The sequence below is a fragment of the Cnuibacter sp. UC19_7 genome (genome assembly GCF_042699995.1).
Classification (GTDB): domain Bacteria; phylum Actinomycetota; class Actinomycetes; order Actinomycetales; family Microbacteriaceae; genus Cnuibacter.
In genome coordinates this window covers 2,930,082-2,950,638 of record NZ_CP170560.1, presented here as the reverse complement: position 1 = coordinate 2,950,638, position 20,557 = coordinate 2,930,082, and the positions used below count along the sequence as shown (strand labels likewise).

At 72.1% G+C, this 20,557-nt stretch carries 21 protein-coding genes; 13 read left to right on the top strand and 8 right to left on the bottom strand.

What is annotated here, in order from left to right:
* Positions 1 to 2 precede the first annotated feature (2 nt).
* From ACFJGV_RS14085 to ACFJGV_RS14070, 4 genes are all read right to left on the bottom strand, one after another.
* Positions 3 to 863, bottom strand: a complete 861-nt coding sequence (locus ACFJGV_RS14085; protein WP_378144614.1) for a hypothetical protein — start codon at positions 861 to 863, stop codon at positions 3 to 5.
* A complete protein-coding gene (locus ACFJGV_RS14080) occupies positions 856 to 1,473 on the bottom strand; it encodes a bifunctional 4-hydroxy-2-oxoglutarate aldolase/2-dehydro-3-deoxy-phosphogluconate aldolase (RefSeq protein WP_378144613.1) in 618 nt (205 codons plus the stop codon). The genes ACFJGV_RS14085 and ACFJGV_RS14080 overlap by 8 nt, the downstream gene beginning before the upstream one ends.
* Positions 1,470 to 2,477: a sugar kinase gene (locus ACFJGV_RS14075; RefSeq protein WP_378144612.1), complete on the bottom strand. Its 1,008-nt coding sequence runs from the start codon at positions 2,475 to 2,477 to the stop codon at positions 1,470 to 1,472. The genes ACFJGV_RS14080 and ACFJGV_RS14075 overlap by 4 nt, the downstream gene beginning before the upstream one ends.
* 146 nt (positions 2,478 to 2,623) lie before the next feature.
* Complete coding sequence (locus ACFJGV_RS14070) at positions 2,624 to 3,406, bottom strand: IclR family transcriptional regulator (protein ID WP_378144611.1); 783 nt, start codon at positions 3,404 to 3,406, stop codon at positions 2,624 to 2,626.
* 62 nt (positions 3,407 to 3,468) lie between these two features.
* Here ACFJGV_RS14070 and ACFJGV_RS14065 point away from each other — a divergent pair, with 62 nt between their 5' ends.
* From ACFJGV_RS14065 to ACFJGV_RS14055, 3 genes are read left to right on the top strand one after another with little or no spacing between them, the layout of a single operon-like run.
* The gene (locus tag ACFJGV_RS14065) at positions 3,469 to 4,731 is read left to right on the top strand and encodes a DUF4038 domain-containing protein (protein ID WP_378144610.1); all 1,263 of its coding nucleotides are present in this window, start codon (positions 3,469 to 3,471) and stop codon (positions 4,729 to 4,731) included.
* 56 nt (positions 4,732 to 4,787) lie between these two features.
* Positions 4,788 to 5,825, top strand: a complete 1,038-nt coding sequence (locus ACFJGV_RS14060) for a lactonase family protein (protein WP_378144609.1) — start codon at positions 4,788 to 4,790, stop codon at positions 5,823 to 5,825.
* A gap of 12 nt (positions 5,826 to 5,837) precedes the next feature.
* Positions 5,838 to 7,004: an MFS transporter gene (locus ACFJGV_RS14055; protein ID WP_378144608.1), complete on the top strand. Its 1,167-nt coding sequence runs from the start codon at positions 5,838 to 5,840 to the stop codon at positions 7,002 to 7,004.
* Here the strand turns inward: ACFJGV_RS14055 and ACFJGV_RS14050 are convergent.
* Positions 7,001 to 7,333 (bottom strand): hypothetical protein, encoded by a 333-nt coding sequence (locus ACFJGV_RS14050; protein WP_378144607.1) that lies wholly within the window; start codon positions 7,331 to 7,333, stop codon positions 7,001 to 7,003. The two genes, ACFJGV_RS14055 and ACFJGV_RS14050, sit on opposite strands and share 4 nt — an antisense overlap.
* Before the next feature lie 260 nt (positions 7,334 to 7,593).
* Between ACFJGV_RS14050 and ACFJGV_RS14045 the strand changes: the two genes are divergently transcribed.
* Genes ACFJGV_RS14045 through ACFJGV_RS14030 form a run of 4 tightly spaced genes read left to right on the top strand, consistent with a single transcriptional unit; the run spans position 7,594 to position 11,418 of the window.
* Complete coding sequence (locus ACFJGV_RS14045; protein ID WP_378144606.1) at positions 7,594 to 8,697, top strand: FecCD family ABC transporter permease; 1,104 nt, start codon at positions 7,594 to 7,596, stop codon at positions 8,695 to 8,697.
* A 48-nt stretch (positions 8,698 to 8,745) separates the two neighbouring features.
* Positions 8,746 to 9,780, top strand: coding sequence for an ABC transporter substrate-binding protein (locus ACFJGV_RS14040; RefSeq protein ID WP_378144605.1), 1,035 nt, complete (start codon positions 8,746 to 8,748; stop codon positions 9,778 to 9,780).
* Positions 9,781 to 9,790: 10 nt separating this feature from the next.
* Positions 9,791 to 10,630, top strand: coding sequence for an ABC transporter ATP-binding protein (locus ACFJGV_RS14035; RefSeq protein ID WP_378144604.1), 840 nt, complete (start codon positions 9,791 to 9,793; stop codon positions 10,628 to 10,630).
* Complete coding sequence (locus tag ACFJGV_RS14030; RefSeq protein ID WP_378144603.1) at positions 10,627 to 11,418, top strand: class I SAM-dependent methyltransferase; 792 nt, start codon at positions 10,627 to 10,629, stop codon at positions 11,416 to 11,418. Before ACFJGV_RS14035 ends, ACFJGV_RS14030 begins: the two co-directional genes overlap by 4 nt.
* 19 nt (positions 11,419 to 11,437) lie before the next feature.
* Here the strand turns inward: ACFJGV_RS14030 and ACFJGV_RS14025 are convergent, their stop codons facing one another.
* Genes ACFJGV_RS14025 through ACFJGV_RS14015 form a run of 3 tightly spaced genes read right to left on the bottom strand, consistent with a single transcriptional unit; the run spans position 11,438 to position 13,242 of the window.
* Positions 11,438 to 11,731, bottom strand: coding sequence for a DUF6966 domain-containing protein (locus ACFJGV_RS14025; RefSeq protein ID WP_378144602.1), 294 nt, complete (start codon positions 11,729 to 11,731; stop codon positions 11,438 to 11,440).
* 24 nt (positions 11,732 to 11,755) lie between these two features.
* The gene (locus ACFJGV_RS14020) at positions 11,756 to 12,526 is read right to left on the bottom strand and encodes an SDR family NAD(P)-dependent oxidoreductase (protein WP_378144601.1); all 771 of its coding nucleotides are present in this window, start codon (positions 12,524 to 12,526) and stop codon (positions 11,756 to 11,758) included.
* Positions 12,523 to 13,242 (bottom strand): FadR/GntR family transcriptional regulator, encoded by a 720-nt coding sequence (locus ACFJGV_RS14015; RefSeq protein WP_378144600.1) that lies wholly within the window; start codon positions 13,240 to 13,242, stop codon positions 12,523 to 12,525. Before ACFJGV_RS14015 ends, ACFJGV_RS14020 begins: the two co-directional genes overlap by 4 nt.
* A 187-nt stretch (positions 13,243 to 13,429) precedes the next feature.
* Here ACFJGV_RS14015 and ACFJGV_RS14010 point away from each other — a divergent pair, with 187 nt between their 5' ends.
* Genes ACFJGV_RS14010 through ACFJGV_RS13985 form a run of 6 tightly spaced genes read left to right on the top strand, consistent with a single transcriptional unit; the run spans position 13,430 to position 20,548 of the window.
* A complete protein-coding gene (locus ACFJGV_RS14010; RefSeq protein WP_378144599.1) occupies positions 13,430 to 14,494 on the top strand; it encodes a sugar ABC transporter substrate-binding protein in 1,065 nt (354 codons plus the stop codon).
* Positions 14,495 to 14,529: 35 nt separating this feature from the next.
* Positions 14,530 to 15,639, top strand: coding sequence for an ABC transporter permease (locus ACFJGV_RS14005; protein ID WP_378144598.1), 1,110 nt, complete (start codon positions 14,530 to 14,532; stop codon positions 15,637 to 15,639).
* The gene (locus ACFJGV_RS14000; RefSeq protein ID WP_378144597.1) at positions 15,636 to 17,285 is read left to right on the top strand and encodes a sugar ABC transporter ATP-binding protein; all 1,650 of its coding nucleotides are present in this window, start codon (positions 15,636 to 15,638) and stop codon (positions 17,283 to 17,285) included. Before ACFJGV_RS14005 ends, ACFJGV_RS14000 begins: the two co-directional genes overlap by 4 nt.
* Positions 17,282 to 18,268 (top strand): ABC transporter permease, encoded by a 987-nt coding sequence (locus tag ACFJGV_RS13995; protein WP_378144596.1) that lies wholly within the window; start codon positions 17,282 to 17,284, stop codon positions 18,266 to 18,268. Before ACFJGV_RS14000 ends, ACFJGV_RS13995 begins: the two co-directional genes overlap by 4 nt.
* A 4-nt stretch (positions 18,269 to 18,272) precedes the next feature.
* The gene (locus ACFJGV_RS13990; RefSeq protein ID WP_378144595.1) at positions 18,273 to 19,667 is read left to right on the top strand and encodes a four-carbon acid sugar kinase family protein; all 1,395 of its coding nucleotides are present in this window, start codon (positions 18,273 to 18,275) and stop codon (positions 19,665 to 19,667) included.
* Positions 19,664 to 20,548 carry a phosphogluconate dehydrogenase C-terminal domain-containing protein gene (locus ACFJGV_RS13985; RefSeq protein ID WP_378144594.1) on the top strand — a complete coding sequence of 295 codons (885 nt, stop codon included), beginning with the start codon at positions 19,664 to 19,666 and terminating at the stop codon, positions 20,546 to 20,548. The genes ACFJGV_RS13990 and ACFJGV_RS13985 overlap by 4 nt, the downstream gene beginning before the upstream one ends.
* Positions 20,549 to 20,557 lie beyond the last annotated feature (9 nt).

Sequence of the window (20,557 nt, the reverse complement as noted above, 5' to 3'; positions counted from 1 at the left end):
CACTACGCCGTCGGCGCCACCGAGATCTCGACGGTCGCGGTCAGCGTCTCACCGGGCTCGACGACCAGCGAACCCAGTCGATCGGTGCTCGGCCGGAACGGGTCGGACGACGGCTCCACACCCACCGCATCCACCCCACCCCACCAGGGGAAGCCCGTCGTGCCGCGCCGCTCCTGCCAGAGGTGCGCGCGCGGGAAGAGCGCACCGTCCCAGTGCATCGTGATCGTCGCGTCGAGCGCGGGCACCGAGAGGGCGCACACCCCCTGGGCTCCGTCGACGTCCGCGAACGACGTGCGCGGCGCTTTCACCACGTCGACCGGATCCGTGTCGCCGAGGCGGATCGTCGCCCCGTCGAGGAGCGCGCCATCCAGGGCAGGATGCTCGAGCCAGCCGAACGCGACGGGTCCCGGCCCCTCGTTGATCACATCCTGCGTGACGCGGATGGTCGAGCCGTCGAGCCGCAGACGGCGCACGAGCCGCAGCGGGACCGTGCGCAGCAGGACGGTCGCGTCGCATCCGCCCGGTGCCGCGGTCAGCCGCCAGACCCGCCAGGCCGCCTCGCCGTGGAACGGCTGCTCGACCCCGTCGATCGTGGCCGGGTCCCCTGACCGCGGCAGCACCACGTGCCAGCCGCCGCGATACCGGCGATGCCACTCGTGGCTGCTCACAGGCATCGACCACGGACCGTCCGGCTCCTCCGCCCACGGGGTGCGCAGCAGCAGCTCGCGCTCGGCTCCGCCGCGCGGATCCGCCCAGCGCAGCGACGCGACCCGAGCGCCCTCCGCCTCGACGACCGCCGAGAGGCGTCCCGCGGCGGCCGCGATGCGATCCGCCGCGGACGGCGTGACACGATCCTCAGACACCGGCGCCCACACTCTGCATGAGGTCGCGGATGCGCGCCACGGGCTGACGGACGAGCGCACCTCCCAGGCCCACGGCGACCGCGCCGGCGGCGAGCCAGTCGGCGGCGTCGTCGGGCCCGATGCCCCCGGTCGGCATGATCGCCACCGACGGCAGCACATCGCGGATCGCCTTGAGGTGCGCCAGTCCGCCGGTCGCCGCGGGGAACAGCTTCGCGGCGCCCCCGCCCACCTGCGCAGCCTCGGCGACCTCCGCCGGAGTGAAGCCGCCCGGGACGAAGGGCACAGTCCCGCCCGCCGCGGCGGCGGCGATGGCACTGACGGCGACCGGCACCCGGTAGGGCGAGACGAGGAACCGCGCTCCCGCGTCGAGTGCCTGTTGGGCCTGCTCGACGGTGGTCACGGTGCCGGCGCCGACGAGCACGCCGGGCTCGGCCTCATCCGCCGCGCGGCGCAGCACGTGCTGCCACCCCTCGGCCGTGGTCGTGATCTCGAGGGCGCGGACGCCGCCCTCGCGCACGACGTCGAGCTGCGCCTGCAGCGCGTCGGCGCCGTCGGCGCGCAGCACGGCCACGATCCGCGCGCGGCGAAGGGTCTCGATGAAGTCCGTCATCGTGCCACCCCCACTGCGGTCGCGACGAAGCCGGCGGTCGCGTCGATCCCGAAGGGCTCCGGGGCCCGCTCGCCCCGCCCCAGTGCCTCGCGCATCTCGGCGATCTCCTCCGCCGTCGGGAAGCCGTCGTGGTCACCCGGATCGGCCACCACCCTCGACGCGGTCCAGGCCGCGAGCGGCAGGGCGATCTCGGGTTCGACCCCCGCGAGCGTTGCCGCGATCCAGCCCGCGTTGAACGCGTCGCCCGCCCCGACGGGGAAGGTCGGCAGCGGCACCGGCCAGACGCCACCGCGCAACGTACGCCCATCCGCGAGGCCGACGAGCGCACCGCGGCGGCCGAGCTTCAGCACGACGGTCCGCGGACCCCGCTCGACGAGCGCCGCGAGCGCCCTCTCGGGGTCGGCCTCACCGGTGAGCAGCTGAGCCTCCTCCTCGTTGCAGAGGAGGGTGTCGACCGAGTCGATCACGCTGTCGACGATCTCGCGGATGCCGTCGTCGTCGACGAGCTGCGGCCGGTGGTTCACGTCGAGCGAGACCGGGACGCCGCGCTCCGCCGCCGAGCGGACGAGCGCCGTCCATGCCCACCGCGGACCCTCGCCGGTGGCCGGCGTGATCCCGGTGACATGCAGGAGGTCCACGCCGTCGAGCAGATCGCCCGGCACCTCCGCCGGTGACAGTCGGCTGGCCGCGGAGCCGGCCCGGTAGTGCTCGCTGCGCACGGTGTGGTCATCGAGGCGCCGCTTCACGATGAGGCCGGTCCGCTCGCCGTCGGCGTGGACGACGCGGGACGCGTCGATGCCCTCACGCCGGAGGGTGTCGAGCACGAGCGATCCGAATGCGTCATCGGCCGAGCGGGAGAACCACCTCACAGCGATGCCCTGCCGCGCCAGGCCGACGGCGGTGTTGAGCTCGGCGCCCGCCACGTGGACCGCGATCACCGTCGGGTCGACGTCGTCGACCGTGAGGGTGGCGAGCGGCTCACCGAGGGTGAGGACCACGCTCATGCGCGAGACACGCGATACACTCGTTCACATATGTGAATGCGGTTCATGTAGACGAACGATACGAAGGGGTTCGGATGCTGTCAAGCGGGCTGTCCCCCATCGGCGCGTCAGCGCGCATCCGGATGCGACCCTCCCGGCCGCAGTCCTCAGCGCCCGCGACGACCGAGGAGCGTGTCGATCTCGCGCGCGCCGTCGGCCAGAGCCGCCACGATCTCGGCCCGGTGCCCGTCGTCGAGGCGCGCGTCGGGCAGCGAGCAGCTCACCGCGTTCAACGATCCCGCGCCTGCGAGACCGACCGCGAAGCACGTGATCCCCAGGCTGTTCTCGCCGCGATCGACGGCGTAGCCCTCGGCGCGGATGCGGCCGAGCTCGTCACCGAGACGCACGCGATCGACGATGGTCTCGGGCGTGAGCGCCACCAGAGGACCAGGGCCGAGCACCACATCGAGCTGCTCTGCGTCCAGTCTGGCCAACAGCACCTTGCCCAGCGCGGTGGCGTGGGCCGGAAGCCGTCGACCGACGGCCGAGTACATCCGCAGCGGATGCACCGACTCGCGCTTGGCGAGGTACACGACGTCGGCGCCGTCGAGGCGGCCGAGGTGCACCGTCTCGCCGGTGCGGTCGGAGATGCCGTCGAGCGCCGAGCCGGAGAGCGCGACGACGTCGTCGGTCTCGATGTACGACGTGCCCGCCAGCAGCGAACGGATGCCGAGCCCGTAGCGGGTTCCGCTCGCATCCGCCTGCAGCCAGCCGCGGTCGGCCATGGTGTGCATGAGCCCGTGCAGGCTCGAGCGGGGGATGCCGAGCTCGCGCGCGATCTCCGCGATCGAGCGACGCTCGTCGTCGGAGGCCAGCAGCTCGAGGATCTCGAGGGTGCGCAGCGACGACTTGACCCCGCCCCGCACCGCGGTGCTCTCGCTGTCGGCCATGCCTCTCCCGGCTCCCTCGATTCTCGGACCCCCACACTAACGCCCTCCCGAAAGGACCCCGCATGACCTCCTGGACCGTGGCCTCCGACCACCGGAGCCTCCTCGCCGACGGCCGGCGCCGCTTCCTGCTGGCCGACACCGTGTGGGCGGCGTTCACCTCCCCGACCGACGCCGAGTGGCTCGACCACCTCGAGCTGCGCCGTCGCCAGGGCTTCAACGCGCTGCTCATCAGCGTGCTGCCCATCGTCCACGACCGGTCGGAGGCCGAGCGGACGCCCTTCGCCGTCTCCCCCGCGGGCGTCGACTTCGACGGCGGCGACGCCGACTACTGGTCGCACGCGGTCTGGGTGCTCGAGGAGGCGCAGGCGCGGGGCTTCACCCCGGTGCTCGTGCTGCTCTGGAACAACTTCGTGCCCGGCACCTGGGGCAGCGGGCTCACGCCCGACCACGTGCTCACGGAGCAGCAGACCGTCGACTACGTACGGCACGCCGTGCGGACGTTCGCTCCCTTCTCCCCCGTCTTCGCCATCTCGGGCGACGACGACCTCAACGACGACACCGCCCTCGAGCGCTACTCGCTCGCCGCGAGCGTCGTACGCGAGGAGGCGCCGGATGCGCTCATCACCTGGCACGACACACCGACCGCGCGGATGCCCGCCGCCCTCGCCGACGGCGCTCTCATCGATCTGCACGGGCTGCAGTCGGGACACAACGAGGCCTGGGACACGCTGCCCGCCGATCTCACCCGCTACTACCGCGGCCTCGGCGTCGAGCGGCCGATCGTCAACCTCGAGCCCTGCTACGAGGGCCTCGGCCGCTTCGCCGGCCGCGAGCGCCACCGGCGCGACGACGTGCGCCGGGCGAGCTGGACCGGCGTCGTCGCGGGCGCGAGCGCCGGGCTCGGGTACGGCGCCCACGGCGTGTGGTCGTGGCACCGCCGCGGCGCCGCCTTCACCGCGGAGGACGTGCACGGCACCCCGTTCCCGTTCTCGATCGCCGCCGGATTCGAGGGCGCGCTCGACGCCGCCTTCGTCCGGCGCGTGGTGGAGGAGGAGGACCTCTTCGGTCTCGTCGAGGATGCGACGCTGCTCGTCGAGGAGCCGTCGGGGGCGGTGGCCGGCCGGACCGGCGACACCGTCGTCGTCTACGCTCCCGAGCCCTTCGCCCTCACCCTCCGCGTCGACCCGGGCTCGACGGTCACCGCGTACGATCTCGAGCGGAGGCGTCTCGACGCCGTGCGAGCCACCCCGGTCGACGGCGGCCTGCGGATCGAGCAGCCCGAGTTCCTGGGCGACGCCCTCTACCTCGTACGACCGGCCGGATGACCAGGGCTACCGGATGACCAGGGCGACCGAATGACCAGCGCGGAGGAGAGCTGACGATGAGCGACGACGTCACCTTCTGGGTCGGCGGCTACACCCCCGAGATGGGCGGCTCGTCCGCCGGGATCTCGCGGTGGCGCGCCGACGGCGACACCCTCGTCGCGGCCGGCCCGGCGCATCCGACCACCTCACCCAGCTTCCTCGCGCGCCATCCGCACCTGCCCGTGCTGTACTCGGCCGACGAGTCGGCCGGCACGGTGAGCGCCTACCGCGTGACGGGAGACGGCGAGGAGCTCTCGGCGCTCGGCAGCCGCCCGGCCGGGCCGGCCGTGTGCCATGTCGCGGTGTCCCCGTCCGGCGACCACCTCGTCGCGACGTGCTGGGGCGACGGGACGGTCGCCCTGTACCCGCTCGACGCCGAGGGCGCCCTCGAAGAGCCCGTGCCCGCGGCTCCCGCGGTCGATCCGCACGCGGCTCTGCGGGCGACGACGTCCCCGCCGGCCGGGCTGGAGGCGAGCAGCCGCGCGCACATGGCGCTGTGGCTCGGGCCGACGGAGGTGGTGACGACCGACCTCGGCTACGACGTGCTCCGTGTGTTCGCCGTGCACGACGGCGAGCTGCAGCTCACCTCGACCGTCGAGCTGCCCTTCGGATGCGGTCCGCGCCACCTGGTCGCGCTGTCGGACGACCTGCTCGTGGTCTGCACGGAGTACTCCTGCGAGGCCCTCTCCGTTCTGCGGGACGGCGCAGAGCGCCGGGTCGTCGCGCGTCTGCCGCTGACCCCCGACAGCCCGCGGCCCGGCGAGACCGCCGCGCACATCGAGGCCTCGCCCGAGGGTCTCCTGCATGTCGGCCTCCGCGGCAGCGACCGGATCGCGGTGCTGCGCTGCGACTCCTCCGGAGAGCTCACCGGCCTCGCCGCGTTCCCCTCGGGCGGGGCCATCCCCCGGCATCACGTGGTCGACGGGCGGATGCTGCGGGTCGCCCACCAGGGATCCGACCAGATCACGACGCACCTGCTCGACGAGACCGGGCTCTCGACGGGCATCGTCGACCTCACGACGGTGGGCAGCCCCACCGTGCTCATCACGGGCTGAGCGACGGTGTCGGTGACGAAGACCCGGACCCTCATGGTCGGGTTCATGATCGGCGCGTTCGCGCTCGGCACCTCCGAGAGCGTGGTGGCCGGCATCCTGCCGCAGATCTCGTCGGGGACCGGGGTCGCCGTCGCTGGTGTCGGATCGCTCGTGCTCGCGTATGCGGCGACCGTGACGGCGCTCGGTCCGCTCGTCACCGTCGCATTGTCGCGGTGGAGCACCCGCCGGACCCTGCTCGCGCTGCTCCTCTGGTACGCGGCCGCCAACGTGCTCGCCGCATCCGCCCCGACGTTCGAGGTGCTGCTCGCGGCGCGGGTGCTCGCGGGGCTCGCGCACACGACGATCCTCGTGCGGTTCTCGCTCACCGCGATCCACCTCGCTCGGCCCGGCCGCGAGGCGAGCTCGATGGGCATGGTGCTCGTCGGCCTCACGGCGGCGTCGGTGCTGGGAGTGCCCGCGGGGATCGTGCTCACCGACCTCGCGAGCTGGCGGGCGCCGTTCCTGCTCATCGCCGGGCTCGCGCTCGTGGCGCTCGTGGTGGTGATGGTGTGGCTGCCGGCGCTCCCCCGTCCCGTGCGGTCCCGTCTCCGCGGTGAGCTGGGGTGGGTGCGGCGACCGGGAGTGCTCGTCGGCATGGGCATGAGCATCCTCTGCGCCGGGGCGTCGATGCTCGTGATGACGTACGTCGCGCCGCTCCTCACCGGATTCAGCGGACTCGATCCGGCGTTGCTGCCCACCGTGCTCCTCCTCTACGGCGTGGGCGGCGTGGTGGGCAACCTGATCGGCGCCCGCCTCGCCGACCGCGACCTCGCCCGGGCGCTGACCTGGAGCTCGGCGGCCCTCGCCGTCGCCCTCGCCGCCCTGTGGTCGGTGTCCGCTCTGCCCTGGGCCGCCCTCGGCGTGCTGGCGGCGGGGGTGGCGTACTTCGCCACGATCACACCCATCTCCGCGCTGGTCGCGCGGGAGTCCGCAGGCCCGGCCTCCGACGTCGCCCTCGCCGTCAACAGCTCCGCCTTCAACCTCGGCATCGCCGGCGCCGCCGGCGTCGGCGGCCTGCTCCTCGGCGCCGGCGCCCCCGCCTCAGCCCTCCCCGCCGCCGCTCTCCTCCCCGCCCTCGCCGCGCTGTGCCTCGCCCTCCTCTACCGCCGCCGCACCTCCGGCGGTGGACTCCAGGCCTAGGGCGCCCCGGGGCCGTAGGAGGCGAAGCCGGTGCGGTGGTTGAAGCGGTAGCCGACCGGGACGGAGTAGAGGATCACGCCCGCGGGGTAGTACCGGCCCGCCTCCTCCAGGAACTCGTGCGCCTCCTGCGCCAACGCGAGCACCCCCAGGATGCGCCCGGACTCCTCGTGCTGCACCAGCCACACCGAGCCCGCCGCGGGCGGGACGGGCCGAGCGGGCCCTCGTGTGGCGAGGCGGATGAGGAAGTACAGTCCCACGACGACCGCGGCGATCGAGAGCAGGACCACCGGGATCCCGATGAAGAGCATGCCCAGCGTCAGAGGGTCCATGCGCCCCAGGCTAGCGGGGCCCTCTCCCGTGGTGGCCGCGTGTGTCGGAGCAGGCGAGGATCCGAGGCCCCCTGCTGCACGAACATCGCCTGGGCCTCGACAAGGCTCGCTGATCGACTGCAACCCGCAGCACGGACATGGACAGGACACGATCGGCCTCCCCTCGGCCCTGTGCAGACAAGCAGCGCGTGATTTGCGAACCTCTGCTGCATTCTGCTATTGATAATGATTATCAAATAGCGGTCTGAGAGGGGTTGCGCGTGGGCCCGACCAGTGCCTCCTCGGCCATCGTCGGAGATCTCCTGGCCCGACGACGGCGCGTCGCCGCCTGCCTCGCCCTGCTGGCGGTCGCGCTCGTCGTCGTCGCCACCGCAGCCGCGTGCATCGGCCCGGTCCCGATCGCGCCGGCCGATGTCGTGCGGGTCATCGTCGCGAAGCTCGGCGGCGGTGAGCTCGACGGCCCCGCCGGGACGATCGTGTGGAACACGCGGCTGCCCCGCATCCTGATGGCGATCGTCGCCGGCGCCATGCTCGCCGCCGCGGGTGCCGTGTTCCAGGCCGTCGCGCGGAACGGCCTGGCCGACCCCTATCTGCTGGGGATCAACTCGGGCGCGTCCACCGGCGCCGCCGTCGTGGTGCTCGTCGTGGGCAGCGGCAGCGCCCTCCTCTTCTCGGGGGGAGCGCTGGTCGGCGCGGTCGCGGCGATCCTCCTCGTCCTCCTCCTCTCGAGCACGGCCGGGACGCGCGGGCCGTTCCGCATCGTGCTCGCCGGACTCGCCGTCGGCTACGCGCTCAACGCCGTGACGAGCTTCCTGATCTTCTGGTCCGACTCTCCGGAAGCGGCCCGGTCCGTGCTGTTCTGGCTCCTCGGCTCCCTCGCGTCGGTCCAGCCCGTCACGCTCATGACGGGCGGTGCGATCACGGCCCTCGCGCTCGTCGGACTGGTCGTCGCGGGCCCGTTCCTCGATGCGTTGAACTCCGGCGACGACTCCGCTCGGTCGGTGGGCATCGATCCCGAGCGGATGCGCCTGGCGCTGATGGCCGCGACCAGCGCTGCCGTCGGCGTGGTGGTGGCGGGCGTCGGGGGCATCGGCTTCGTGGGTCTCGTGATCCCCCACCTGGCACGTCACCTGGTCGGCTCACGCCATCGGGCCGTGCTCCCGGCGTCGGCGCTGCTCGGGGCCCTGCTCCTGGTCTGCGCCGACACGGTGGCGCGAACGGCTCTGGCCCCGCAGGAGATCCCCGTGGGGGTCGTCACCGGCGTCATCGGCGCTCCCGTCCTGCTGCTGCTCCTGCGCGGCGGTCGCGCAGACGGCCGCGCTCGTGACGCTCGTGACGCACGTCCGAGCTTCACCACCTCCTGAAGCCCTGCATCCGAGAACCCGACCCCCCCCCTTCGAGAGGAAGCACCCATGACCCCCGAACTGCACCGACGGCGAGCGCGCCGCCGTCCTGTCACCCCGGCGAGCGGCATCGCCGCCGCGGTCGCGACCACCATCGCGATCGCACTCACCGGATGCGCGACCGCGGCGGGCGGGGCATCCGACACCGCAGCGGCTCCCGGCCCGGGGTTCCCCGTGACGATCTCCAACTGCGGAGCCGACCTCACCCTCGACCACCGCCCTGAGCGGATCGTGCTCGTCAACGACGACTCCCTCGCCAACCTCGAGGCGCTGCAGGCGGTGGACCGCGTCGTCGCGATCACCGCTCAACCCGCCCCTGGCCTGTACGACCGATCGACCTACGATGCCCTCGCTCCCCTGTCGACGATGTCCACCGAGAAGAACTCGACCGGCGGATCGATCGTGTCCCAGGAGAGCATCCTGGGGGCCGAACCCGACCTCGTCATCGCACCCGAGAACGCCGTCGACAAAGCGGCCCTCGCTGCGGCCGGCGTCGCCGTCTACACGCCGACCGCCTACTGCTCGAGCACCCCGTCGGCGACCGGCCCGGCCTCCTTCGACCGCGTCTGGTCGGAGCTCCACGACTACGGCGCCATCCTCGGCGAGGCGGACCGCGCAGACGCACTCGTCGAGGAGCTGAAGGGCTCGGTCTCCGCTCCGGCCGCGCCTGCCGGGACGGCTGCGGCCGTCTACGTCTCGTCCGGCGGCGCCGTCCTCTCCCCCTACGGCGCACAGAGCATGGTCACCCCGGTGTTCGAGGCCGCCGGTCTGACGAACGTCTACGCCGACGTCGATCAGCGGGTGTTCGACGTCAACGTGGAGGACCTCGCCGCCCGCGATACTCAGACGGTCGTCGTGCTCTACTCGAGCGGCGAGGCGCAGTCCGCTGTCGACGCCTTCACCTCGGCGCCCGGCACGCAGTCGCTCTCGGCGGTGAAGGACGGCCGGGTCGTGGCTCTCCCGTTCCCTTACACCGACCCGCCCTCGGTGCTGAGCGTCCGCGGTCCGGCGCAGCTCGAGGACATCCTCGCGCGTCTCCGATGAACCGTCGCCGATGATCACCGCCCGAGGTCTGCGCGTCCGGGCGGGACACCGAACGATCCTCGGTGGCGAGTCCGCGACCGGGGGCGAGTCCGCGACCGCGACCGGTGTCGACGTCGAGATCCCCACCGGCGTGGTCGTGGGGGTCGTCGGCCCGAACGGCAGCGGGAAGAGCACACTGCTGCGGGCACTGATCCGCTCCGTTCCCCTGGCCTCGGGCGAGGTGCGGGTGGACGGCGACGACGTCAGCCGTCTGCGGCGTCGCGAGATCGCGCGTCGGGTGGCGTTCGTCGGTCAGCACTCCGACGTCACGGACCCCACCGTCACCGTCGCCGAGGAGGTCTCGCTCGGGCTGGTGCGGCACCGTCTGCGCGGGCAGGGCGCTGCCGATCGCGCGGTGGTGGAGGCGCTGACGGCGATGGGCGTAGCGGAGCACGCCCGTTCGCCGCTCCTCACCCTCTCGGGCGGCGAACGGCAGCGTGTGGCCCTCGCCCGCGCCGCGGCGCAACGGGCTCCCCACGTGCTGCTCGACGAGCCGACGAACCACCTCGACATCCGTCATCGCCTCGAGACCCTCTCGATGCTGCGCAGCATCGCCCCCACCGTCGTGGTCGTGCTCCACGACCTCGAGCTCGCCGCGCGGTTCTGCGACCGCCTCGTGCTGCTCGACGCCGGGGTGGTGGTGGCGTCGGGACCGCCGATCTCGGTGCTCACCCCGGAGGTGCTCGACCCGGTCTACGGGGTCCGCACCCGGGTGCACGGCGAGGGCGACGACCTCCTCTTCCGCTTCGACCTTCCCGACGACCACCGCTCCCCCACCCCGACCGTTCCCCTCGAAAGGACCTCACCATGACCGACACCGCCCTCGATCCCTCGACCCTCGCCCGCGAGCTGTCCCGGCGCTGGGACCTCCAGCAGACCGGGTACATCCGGCACCGCGCGGAGCGCTTCGCCACCATCGCCAGGGTGGTCGGGACGCTCACGGAGGGCATCGAGCGCCCCCGCGTGCTCGACCTCGCCGGCGGCACCGGCTCACTCGGCCACGCGGTGCTGGCGGCGGTCCCCCGGGCCTCCCTCGTGGTCGCCGACAAGGATCCCGCCCTGGTGGCGATCGCCTCCGACATCGCGGCAGCGGACCCCCGCATCGAGGTGGCCGACGTCGATCTCGGCCGCTCCGGCTGGCACGAGCATCCGCTCCTCGCCGAGCAGCACTTCGATGCCATCGTCAGCTCCACCGCCCTGCACTGGCTGCAGCCCGCCCACCTGGTCGAGGTGTACTGGCGTGCCGCCGACCTGCTCGCACCCGGTGGGATCCTGCTCAACGGCGACCATCTCTCCTACGACGAGCATCTCGAGCCGACCCTCCGGCGTGTGGCCGCGGCCGACGACGAGCGGATGCAGGCGGAGACTTTCGCCGGGAGCGCCGACACGTGGGATGAATGGTGGGCCGCCGTCTCCGCGGAACCGCGCTACAGCCACCACGTGGCGCGGCGCGAGGAGGTGTGGGGGGACGACATCCGCGTCGCTCCGCCGAAGGTGACGCTGGAGTTCCATCTGTCGACCCTCCGCAGCGCGGGATTCACCGAGACCGGAACGGTCTGGCGCTACCTCGACGATCACGTCCTGTACGGGATCCGCTGACCGATGCGGTCGTCGTGGCTCAGCGCAGAGCCACGGCGGCCCGGTGGAGCGCGGAGCGCAACCGCTCGAGCCGCTCATCCGGCTCCCGGGAGTCGGTGCTCGACCTCATGAGCACGAGGTCGGCGAAGCTCCCCATCCCGCCGTACAGCGCGAGCGCGTCGGACGCCGCCTCGCGGGCGCCGGCGGGGCCATCCGCACCGGCGGCACGCGAGGCCAGGCCCTCGAACGTCGCCGCCCAGTCGTCCCGCCCGTTCGCGGCGAGGTGCTGCGACAGCGCCCGGCACGTCTCCACGAACTCCTCCGTCGTCTCCACGGGAGAAGCGTACGTCGACCCCGCTCAGAGAGCGGTCATGCCGCCGTCGATGAAGTAGGTGCTGCCCGTGGTGAACGCGGCCTCGTCGGAGGCGAGGTAGACCATCATGCTCGCCACGTCGTCGGGGGTGCCGGGGCGGCCGAGGGGCACGCGTGACACGATGCGGGCGCGCGACTCGGCGTCGTCGGCGAGGGCCGAGACGAGCGGGGTGGCGGTGAACCCGGGCACGACGCTGTTCACGCGGATGCCGGCGGACGCGTAGTCGGCGGCGACCGTGCGCATGAGCCCGAACCCGCCCGCCTTGGTCGTGGAGTAGGCCGTGTAGCCGGCGCCCTCGCCGGTCAGGCCGGTGGGGCTGCCGGTGATGAGGATGGCGCCGCCCGTGGCGAGCATGCTCCTCACGGCGTGCTTGACCGTGAGGAAGGTGCCGGTGAGGTTGATGTCGACCGTGCGCTGCCAGACGGCGAGATCCAGCGAATCGATCGGGGAGTCCTGGCCGAACAGCTGCACGCCCGCGTTCGCGACCACGACGTCGAGGCGCCCGGCCTGCTCCAGCAGCGAGGTGTAGGCGGCGGCCACCGACTCCTCGTCGGTGATGTCGGCGACGAGCGCCCTCGAGTCGCCGTCGGCGGGCGCCCGGGCGGCCGACCCGAGCGCATCGCGCAGGCGATCGCCGTCGCGATCGAGCCCGAACACCGTCGCGCCCTCCCGGGCGAAGCGCAGCGCGGTGGCGAGCCCGATCCCGGAGGCGGCGCCCGTGACCAGGGCGACCTTGCCGTCGAGGCGCCCGCTCACGAGTCGAGCTCCGCACCGTCGCCGTAGAAGCGCTGCGACCCGTCGAGATGGTGCCGCATCGCGCGCCGCGCCGCCTCGGGGTCGCGGGCGCGGACGGCGTCGAGGATGGCGGCGTGCTCCTCGAGCGCCACCGGCAGGCGCCCCTGCAGCGAGAGGCTGGTCGAGCGGATCGCCTTCATGGTCGCGTTGATCGACTCGATGAGGGTGAGGAAAAGCGCGTTGTGCGTCGACCGCGCGAGCAGACGGTGGAACTCGGCGTCGTGCGCCGCCGCGGACTGCGGATCGCGCGCGACCGCCATCCGCTCGTGCTCGGCGGCGATGGCCTCGATGTCCTCCTCGGTCGCGCGCTCGCAGGCGAGCTCCACCAGCCGGGTCTCGAGGGTGTCGCGCACCTCGGCGATGTGCTCGGGCCTCAGCAGCTCCTGCGACTGCGCGCCACGGAGGTACAGCTCGAGCGCCTCGGTGACCCGCGTGGACGACACGGTCGCGATCTGCGTGCCCCGCCCTTCAGAGACCTCGAGCACACCCTTTGCGTAGAGCGAGCGCACGGCCTCGCGGATGACGGTGCGCGAGACGCCGAAGCGGTCGCTCATCTCCCTCTCGCTCGGCAGACGTTCTCCGGGACGGAACCGCCCCGAGGCGATGGCCTCGAGAAGCTCCTCGGAGACCCGCGTCGACAGCGACGGCTGGCGCGTCAACGGCCCGAAGTCACCCATGACCCCTCCTCATCCTCGAGCCCATCTTCGTCGATGGCTCGCCGCGATCGTAACACGGTCTTTGGTATACCAAGCGCCGCACACCGCGGCGGATCGCACACAGGCTTGCAATTCCGCCGAAGTCGCCTGTACGGTGTCGAGGACCAGCGGCACAGTGGTTTGCCGCATTCCGAGTCAAGGAGGCCTCGTGACACGATTCCGCGCACTCACCGTGGGGGCAGCAGCCCTCGCCGTGCTCACCGCACTGACCGCCTGCGGCACCACCGGCGGCACCGGCGGGAGCACCACCGCCGCCGATCAGGACATCAGCGTCGACGTCGGCACCGACCTGAGCGGCAAGCGCATCTGCTTCGGCTTCTCGGGGAGCGAGACCGAGTTCTGGGCCGCGGGCATCAAGTCGATCAGCGACTCGCTCTCGGCGGCCAACGCCACCGTCATCGAGCACAACTCGAACGAGGATCCCAACCGCCAGCTCGAGCAGGTGCGCGACTGCATCACGCAGGGCGTCGACGGCATCATCGTCATCCCCGAGGACGGATCGAGCGCGAACACGATCATCAAGGAGGCGAACGACGCCGACATCCCGATCGGCATCTTCAACCGTCCGCCCGCATCCGAGGACGGCGCCGCGATCATCTCGGTCGCCGACAACCGCGACGTCGCCGCCCAGACCGTGCAGTACCTCGCCGACGAGGCCGCGAAGCTCGGCCGCCCGGTGCAGCCGCTCGTCATGGTCGGCAACCTGAGCGACCAGAACGCGGTCGAGCGACGGAACGGCTTCTACGAGATCATCGACGCCAACCCCGACCTGTTCCTCACCCCGATCGAGGTGCAGACGAACTGGGATGCGGCCACCGGCCAGGCGAACCTCCAGGCGGCGATGCAGGCCAACCCGAACGTCGACGTGCTGTTCACGTCGAGCGACTTCCTCTTCCCGCAGATCCAGGCGGTGCTCGAGCCGCTCGGCAAGTGGAAGGCGGTCGGCGAGGAGGGGCACGTCATCATGGGCGGGCTCGACGGCGACAACCGCGCCTGCGGCCTGATCGAATCCGGATACATCGACGCCACGGGCGTGCAGGACCTCTTCTACGAGGCGTCCGCGCTGCTCGACGCCCTCGGCACGGCGATCCAGGACGGCGACAGCAAGCCGGACCAGACCATCGTCGACCCCGGCTTCGCCCTCACGGCGGCGAACTTCGGCGACCGCTCCGAGGACATGTGGGGCTGCGTCATCACCCCACCCAGCAGCTGACCCACCCCCACCCACCAGGAAGGAGCGCCCCGCTCGTGTCGACCACCACCTCCGCCGAGACGGCCTCGACGACCCCGCCGTCGACCGATCCGGCACCGCCGTCACGGCGTCGGGCGCTCCTTCGTCGGCTCTTCGCCGGCGAGGGCTTCGTCGCCCTCCTCATCGTCGTCTACGTGATCGCGATGTCCCCTTTCGCGCAGGGGATGCTCTCGGAGCGCAACCTGCTGAACGTGCTGTCGAACTTCTGGCCGCTGGCGATCATCGTCATCGGGCAGACGTTCGTGCTCGTGCTGGCGGGCATCGATCTCGCGCAGACAGCCATCATCAATCTCACCAACACGGTCGGCGCCCTGCTCGTGGCGCGGATGCTCGAGCCGACGCTGTTCCAGGGCTCCGCGCTCTGGAACGTCGTCATCGGTCCGGAGGGCGGCCCCCTCGGGGGCGGATGGCCCGGCATCGTGCTGGCGGTGCTCATCGTGGTGGCCATCGGGGCGCTGCTCGGCAGCCTCAACGGACTCGCCATCGCCCGGCTGAAGATGCCCCCGTTCATGGTGACGCTCGGCACCATGCTGCTGTTCAGCGCCGTCGCGGTCTGGCTCACCCGCAGCGAGAACGTGACGAACCTGCCCGACGAGTACATCGCGATCGGCCAGGCCCAGGTGTGGGGCGCCCTCACCGTCCCGGCGATCATCGTCGTGGTCCTGGGCCTCGCGGCGCACTACATCCTCAGCCGGACGCCGTTCGGCGGCTGGCTGTACGCTGCCGGCACCAGCCGGCAGGCGGCCATCATCTCCGGCGTGCCCTACAAGCGCGTGGTCATCACCGCGTACGCCCTCTCGGGCGTCTTCGCCACCGTCGGCGGACTGCTCTACTCCGCCCGCCTGGAGGCGGGGCGGCCCACCCTGGCCGACGATCTGCTGCTCGACGTCATCGGCGCGGCTGTCATCGGCGGGGTGTCGCTGTTCGGCGGCAAGGGCTCCGTGATCGGAGCCGCGCTGGGGGCGCTGTTCTTCGTCGTGCTCTCGAACAGCCTCAACCTCCTGAACCTGCCGTTCACTCTCGTCTTCATCGTGAAGGGACTGGTCATCGTGGCCGCAGCTCTGCTCGACGTCGTCCGCACCCGCATCCTGGGAGCGGCGCGATGAGGGCGGCCGGCGCGACCGCATCCCCCCGCCTCTCGATCGCCGGGGTGTCGCACCGCTTCTACGGCGTCCCGGTCAACAAGGACATCTCGCTCGACGTCGCACCCGGCGAGGTGCTCGGCCTCGTGGGCGAGAACGGCGCGGGCAAGAGCACGCTCATGAACATCGTGGGTGGCGTGCTGCGGCCCGACTCGGGTGACCTGCGCGTCGACGGCGAACGCTACGAGCCGCACAGCCCGGCGGAGGCCCGCCGCTTCGGCATCGCGCACGTGCACCAGGAGCTCAACCTGTTCGCCCCGCTCTCGGTGGCCGACAACATGTTCCTCACCGGCTACCCGCGCCAGTTCGGCGTCTTCACCGACAAGCGCGCGGCACGAGCCCGCGCGGAGGAGGCCCTCGGCCTCATGGACCTCCCCTTCTCGCCGTCGACCCTCGTCGAGGACCTCAGCCCCGGCCAGCGTCAGATGCTCGAGATCTCGAAGGCGGCGGTCGGTTCCCCCAAGCTCGTCATCCTCGATGAGCCGACCACGTCGCTCACCTCCCGCGAGACGGCCCGCCTGTTCGAGCTGATCGGCACCCTCACCGCGGCGGGCACGTCGGTCATCTACGTGTCGCACATCCTCGAGGACATCAAGCGCCTGTCGGATCGCATCGCGATCATGCGCGACGGGGCCCTCGTCGACGTGCAGCCCGAAGCGGATCTGACGGTCGGCGACGTGATCACCCTGATGGTCGGACGCACGCTCGACGACCGCTTCCCCACCCGCGCCGGGCGGGCGACCGAGACGCCCGTGCTGGAGGTGCGCGACCTCTCCGCCAAGGGTGTGGTCGACGGCATCGACCTCACCGCGCACGCCGGCGAGGTCGTCGGCCTGTTCGGGCTGATGGGGGCGGGCCGCACCGAGCTGGCTCGGATGGTCTACGGCCTCGACCCCGTCGACCGCGGCTCGGTCGAGGTCGACGGCCAGGACCTCTCGCGCCACTCCACCAAGGGGCGCATCGCGCGCGGCCTGGCCTTCGTCACCGAGGACCGCCGCGGCGAGGGCTTGCTGATGGACTTCCCGGTGCTCACCAACGCGGCCCTCCCTTCGCTCAAGCGGTGGGCCGGCAACGTTCTCGGGCCGATCAAGCGCCGGGTCGCCGCGCGCGACGTCGCCGAGGTCACCTCGAGTCTGCGCCTGAAGTCGGCGGACCTCGACCGCTCGCCGGTCCGAGCCCTGTCGGGCGGCAACCAGCAGAAGGTCGTGATCGCCAAGTGGCTGCTCACGAAGCCCCGCGTCTTCATGCTCGACGAACCCACGAGAGGGGTCGACGTCGGCGCCCAGTACGAGGTCTACCGCACCGTCCTCGAGCTGGCGGATGCGGGCACCGCGGTCCTCGTGATCTCCTCCGAGCTCCCCGAGCTGATCGGCATCTGCGACCGCATCCTCGTCATGCGGATGGGGCGGCTGGTCGGGTCGTTCGACCGCGGCGGGTTCGACGCCCGCCGCATCCTGGGCGCCGCCTTCGGAGAGAGCGCCGCGGAGGTGCCGCCACCCGCTGATCCGTCCGTCACGTCCGCCGACGCCGCGTCGGCCCACGCCCCGTCCACCCCGCCCTCCGACACCGCGTCCGCCCACGCCCCGTCCGACCAGGAGACCGCCCGATGAGCCAGAGACTCCGCCAGCTCGCGCTGGGGAACGTGCCGATCATCCTGCTCGTCGTGGTGTTCGTCGTGTTCTCGCTGCTCGACCCCCGTTTCTTCGACCTGCAGACACTCGCGAACGTGGCCCGCAGCACGGCCTACATCGGGATCGTCGCGGTCGGCATGACCCTCGTGCTGATGACCGCCGGCATCGACCTCTCGGTGGGGTCCATGCTCTATCTCGCCGCGGTCATCGTCGGTCAGGTGATCAACGCGGCGGCCCTCCCGGTCTTCGTCGTGCCCCTGCTCGCCATCGGCGTGGGCGTCGTCCTGGGGGCGATCAACGGCTTCGCGATCTCCTTCCTGAGACTCGTGCCGTTCATCGTCACCCTGGCGATGCTCACCGTCTTCCGTGGCGCCGGACTCGGCCTCTCCGACTCGCGCGAGGTCAACTACCCCGACGTCATCACGCAGCTCGGGGCGCAGCCGATCCTCGGGATCCCGCTCCCCGTCTGGGTGTTCGCCCTGGTCGTCCTCATCGCGCACCTCGTCGTCACGCGTACGCCCTTCGGCCGCCAGCTCCTCGCCACCGGTGAGGACCGCGCGGCCGCCGAGCGGGCGGGCATCCCGGTGCGCCGCATCCTCTTCACCGTCTACGTGATCTCGGGGGCGCTCGCCGGGCTGGCCAGCTTCGTCGCCATGACCCAGCTGCGCACCGCGGCCCCGGGCTTCGGCAGCGGAGACGAGTTCGACGCCATCGCCGCGGCCGTCCTCGGCGGCACGAGCCTCTTCGGCGGTCGGGGCTCCGTGTTCCCGGGGACCGTCGTCGGCGCGCTGCTCATCCAGCTGATCCAGACCGGGCTGCAGTTCCTGCAGGTCGACCTCTACGTCACCCCGATGATCCAGGCCTGCATCATCCTGCTCGCGGTCTTCATCGACGCGGTGCGCACGGGTCGCCTGGAGAAGCTCACACGCCGGGTGGTCATGTCCGAGCGCACGGAGGTCTGACGTGATGCAGCCTCCGAGCGAGGGAGTCGTCGTCACCTTCTACGGCGACGACTTCACCGGGTCCACGGATGTGATGGAGACCCTCGAGGACGCCGGCCTCCCGACGCTCCTCTTCCTGGAGCCGCCCACTCCCGAGCAGGTGGCCGAGCATCCCGAGGTGCGCGCCGTGGGCGTCGCGGGGATCAGCCGGTCGCTGTCGCCGTCCGAGATGGCCGAAGAGCTGCCGCCGGTCTTCGCCGCGCTCGCCCGGCTCGAAGCGCCGCTGCTGCACTACAAGATCTGCTCGACCTTCGACTCCGCCCCCGAGATCGGGAGCATCGGCCGCGCGACCGAGCTGCTCCGCGAGGCCGTGCCGGGCGGACGGGACCGAGCCACCGCGCTCGTCGTCGGCGTTCCGCAGCTCGGGCGCTGGACGGCGTTCGGCACCCTCTTCGCCGCCTTCCAGGGCGAGGTGCACCGGCTCGACCGGCATCCGGCGATGAGGGCGCATCCGATCACGCCGATGCACGAAGCGGATGTGCGACTGCACCTCGGTGCGCAGACCGCGCTCCCGATCTCGCTCGTCGACGTGTTCGACCTCGACGGGCCGGACGGCGAGGTCGCCGATCGCGTCGATGCGACGCTGGCGGACTCCGACGGGATCGTCGTGCTGGACGTCGCCGATCACGAGACTCAGCGGCGGGTGGGCTCCGCGCTCCACCGGCTGCTCGAGGCCGCCTCGACGACCGGAGGGACCGTCGTGGTGGTCGGGTCCTCCGGCGTCGAGTACGCGCTCGGCGCCGCGTGGGGACGACAGGGGCACGCGGCCGAGCGGGCCGTGCGGCCGGCGGGCACGACGCTCGTGGTGTCCGGTTCCCGGGCGCCCGCGACCCAGAGACAGGCGGAGGCGGCGGTCGCCGCCGGGTTCGCACGCGTCGACCTCGACCCGGCCGCCGTGACCGCGGAGAGCGCGGCCGACGCAGAGGCGGCCCGCGCGGCCGTCGCCGCGCAGACCGTCGCCGCCCTGTCGGCGAGCGACCGCGTGCTGCTCTTCACCCCGCCACCCGTTCCCGGAGCCCCTGCGGTCGACGGCACCCGGCTCTCGCTCGCGCTCGCCGACATCACCCGGCGCGTTCTCGACCGGGTCGACATCCCCCGGCTCGTGATCGCCGGCGGCGACACGTCCGGCTACGTCGCGAAGGCCCTCGGCATCCGGGCGCTCCGTCTGGTGCGCCGTCTGGCCCCGGGCTCCCCGCTCTGCTCGGCCGTGAGCGACGATCCCCGCATCGACGGGATGGAGCTCTGCCTCAAGGGCGGCCAGATCGGCGGGCCCGACTACTTCGTGCGGATCGCCGAGCTCGGCTCCGACCACGTCGACACGGACGACGCCCGCACCGAGAACGCCCTCGCGGCGGGATGACCGGCCGTCGGCACCGAGACCACCAGGATCACCAGAAAGGGAACACCATGACCACGATCGCCCTCGTCGGCGCAGGCGGGAAGATGGGCTCGCGCCTCACCGACAACCTGCTGAAGACCGACTACGAGATGCTCTTCGTCGAGCCGAGCGAGGCCGGGGTCGCCCGCCTCGCCGAGCGCGGCGCCACCCCGACGAGCCTCGAGGAGGCCGTCTCCCCGGCCGACGTCGTCATCCTCGCCGTGCCGGACAACCGCATCGGCGTGGTCGCCGAGCAGGCGGTGCCGCTGATGAAGACGGGTGCGACCCTGATCGTGCTGGATGCCGCGGCGCCGTTCGCCGGTCACCTCCCGGAGCGGGCCGACGTCAGCTTCGTCGCCTGCCACCCGTGCCATCCGTCGGTGTTCAACAACTCCGAGACCGATCCGGTGGCCCAGACCGACTACTTCGGCGGGGTCGCCGCCCGGCAGGACGTCGTGATCGCGCTCATCTCGGGCACCGACGACGACTACACCCGAGCCGAGCAGGTCGTGCGCGCGTTCTTCGCGCCCGTGCTGAACGCCCACCGCATCACGGTCGAGAACATGGTGCTGCTCGAGCCGGTGCTGGCCGAGACCACCGCCGCCACGTGCGTGACGATCGTCAAGGAGGCCATGGACGAGGCGGTGCGCCGTGGAGTCCCGGCCGAGGCGGCGCGCGCCTTCATCCTCGGCCACGTCAACGTCGAGCTGGCGATCGTGTTCGGCGAGATCGGATCCCCTTTCTCCGACGGGGCGCTCAAGGCGATCGCCACGGCGAAGGACATCCTGTTCAAGGACGACTGGAAGCGCGTCTTCGACGACGAGGTCATCGCGGCCAGCGTCGACGAGATCGTCAACCACTGACGACGGACC

Coding starts and splice junctions, on each gene's coding strand:
- ACFJGV_RS14080 (WP_378144613.1), bottom strand. CDS start 1,473: ATGACGGACTTCATCGAGACCCTTCGCCGCGCGCGGATCGTGGCCGTG.
- ACFJGV_RS14075 (WP_378144612.1), bottom strand. CDS start 2,477: ATGAGCGTGGTCCTCACCCTCGGTGAGCCGCTCGCCACCCTCACGGTC.
- ACFJGV_RS14070 (WP_378144611.1), bottom strand. CDS start 3,406: ATGGCCGACAGCGAGAGCACCGCGGTGCGGGGCGGGGTCAAGTCGTCG.
- ACFJGV_RS14065 (WP_378144610.1), top strand. CDS start 3,469: ATGACCTCCTGGACCGTGGCCTCCGACCACCGGAGCCTCCTCGCCGAC.
- ACFJGV_RS14060 (WP_378144609.1), top strand. CDS start 4,788: ATGAGCGACGACGTCACCTTCTGGGTCGGCGGCTACACCCCCGAGATG.
- ACFJGV_RS14050 (WP_378144607.1), bottom strand. CDS start 7,333: ATGGACCCTCTGACGCTGGGCATGCTCTTCATCGGGATCCCGGTGGTC.
- ACFJGV_RS14040 (WP_378144605.1), top strand. CDS start 8,746: ATGACCCCCGAACTGCACCGACGGCGAGCGCGCCGCCGTCCTGTCACC.
- ACFJGV_RS14035 (WP_378144604.1), top strand. CDS start 9,791: ATGATCACCGCCCGAGGTCTGCGCGTCCGGGCGGGACACCGAACGATC.
- ACFJGV_RS14030 (WP_378144603.1), top strand. CDS start 10,627: ATGACCGACACCGCCCTCGATCCCTCGACCCTCGCCCGCGAGCTGTCC.
- ACFJGV_RS14015 (WP_378144600.1), bottom strand. CDS start 13,242: ATGGGTGACTTCGGGCCGTTGACGCGCCAGCCGTCGCTGTCGACGCGG.
- ACFJGV_RS14000 (WP_378144597.1), top strand. CDS start 15,636: ATGAGGGCGGCCGGCGCGACCGCATCCCCCCGCCTCTCGATCGCCGGG.
- ACFJGV_RS13995 (WP_378144596.1), top strand. CDS start 17,282: ATGAGCCAGAGACTCCGCCAGCTCGCGCTGGGGAACGTGCCGATCATC.
- ACFJGV_RS13990 (WP_378144595.1), top strand. CDS start 18,273: ATGCAGCCTCCGAGCGAGGGAGTCGTCGTCACCTTCTACGGCGACGAC.
- ACFJGV_RS13985 (WP_378144594.1), top strand. CDS start 19,664: ATGACCGGCCGTCGGCACCGAGACCACCAGGATCACCAGAAAGGGAAC.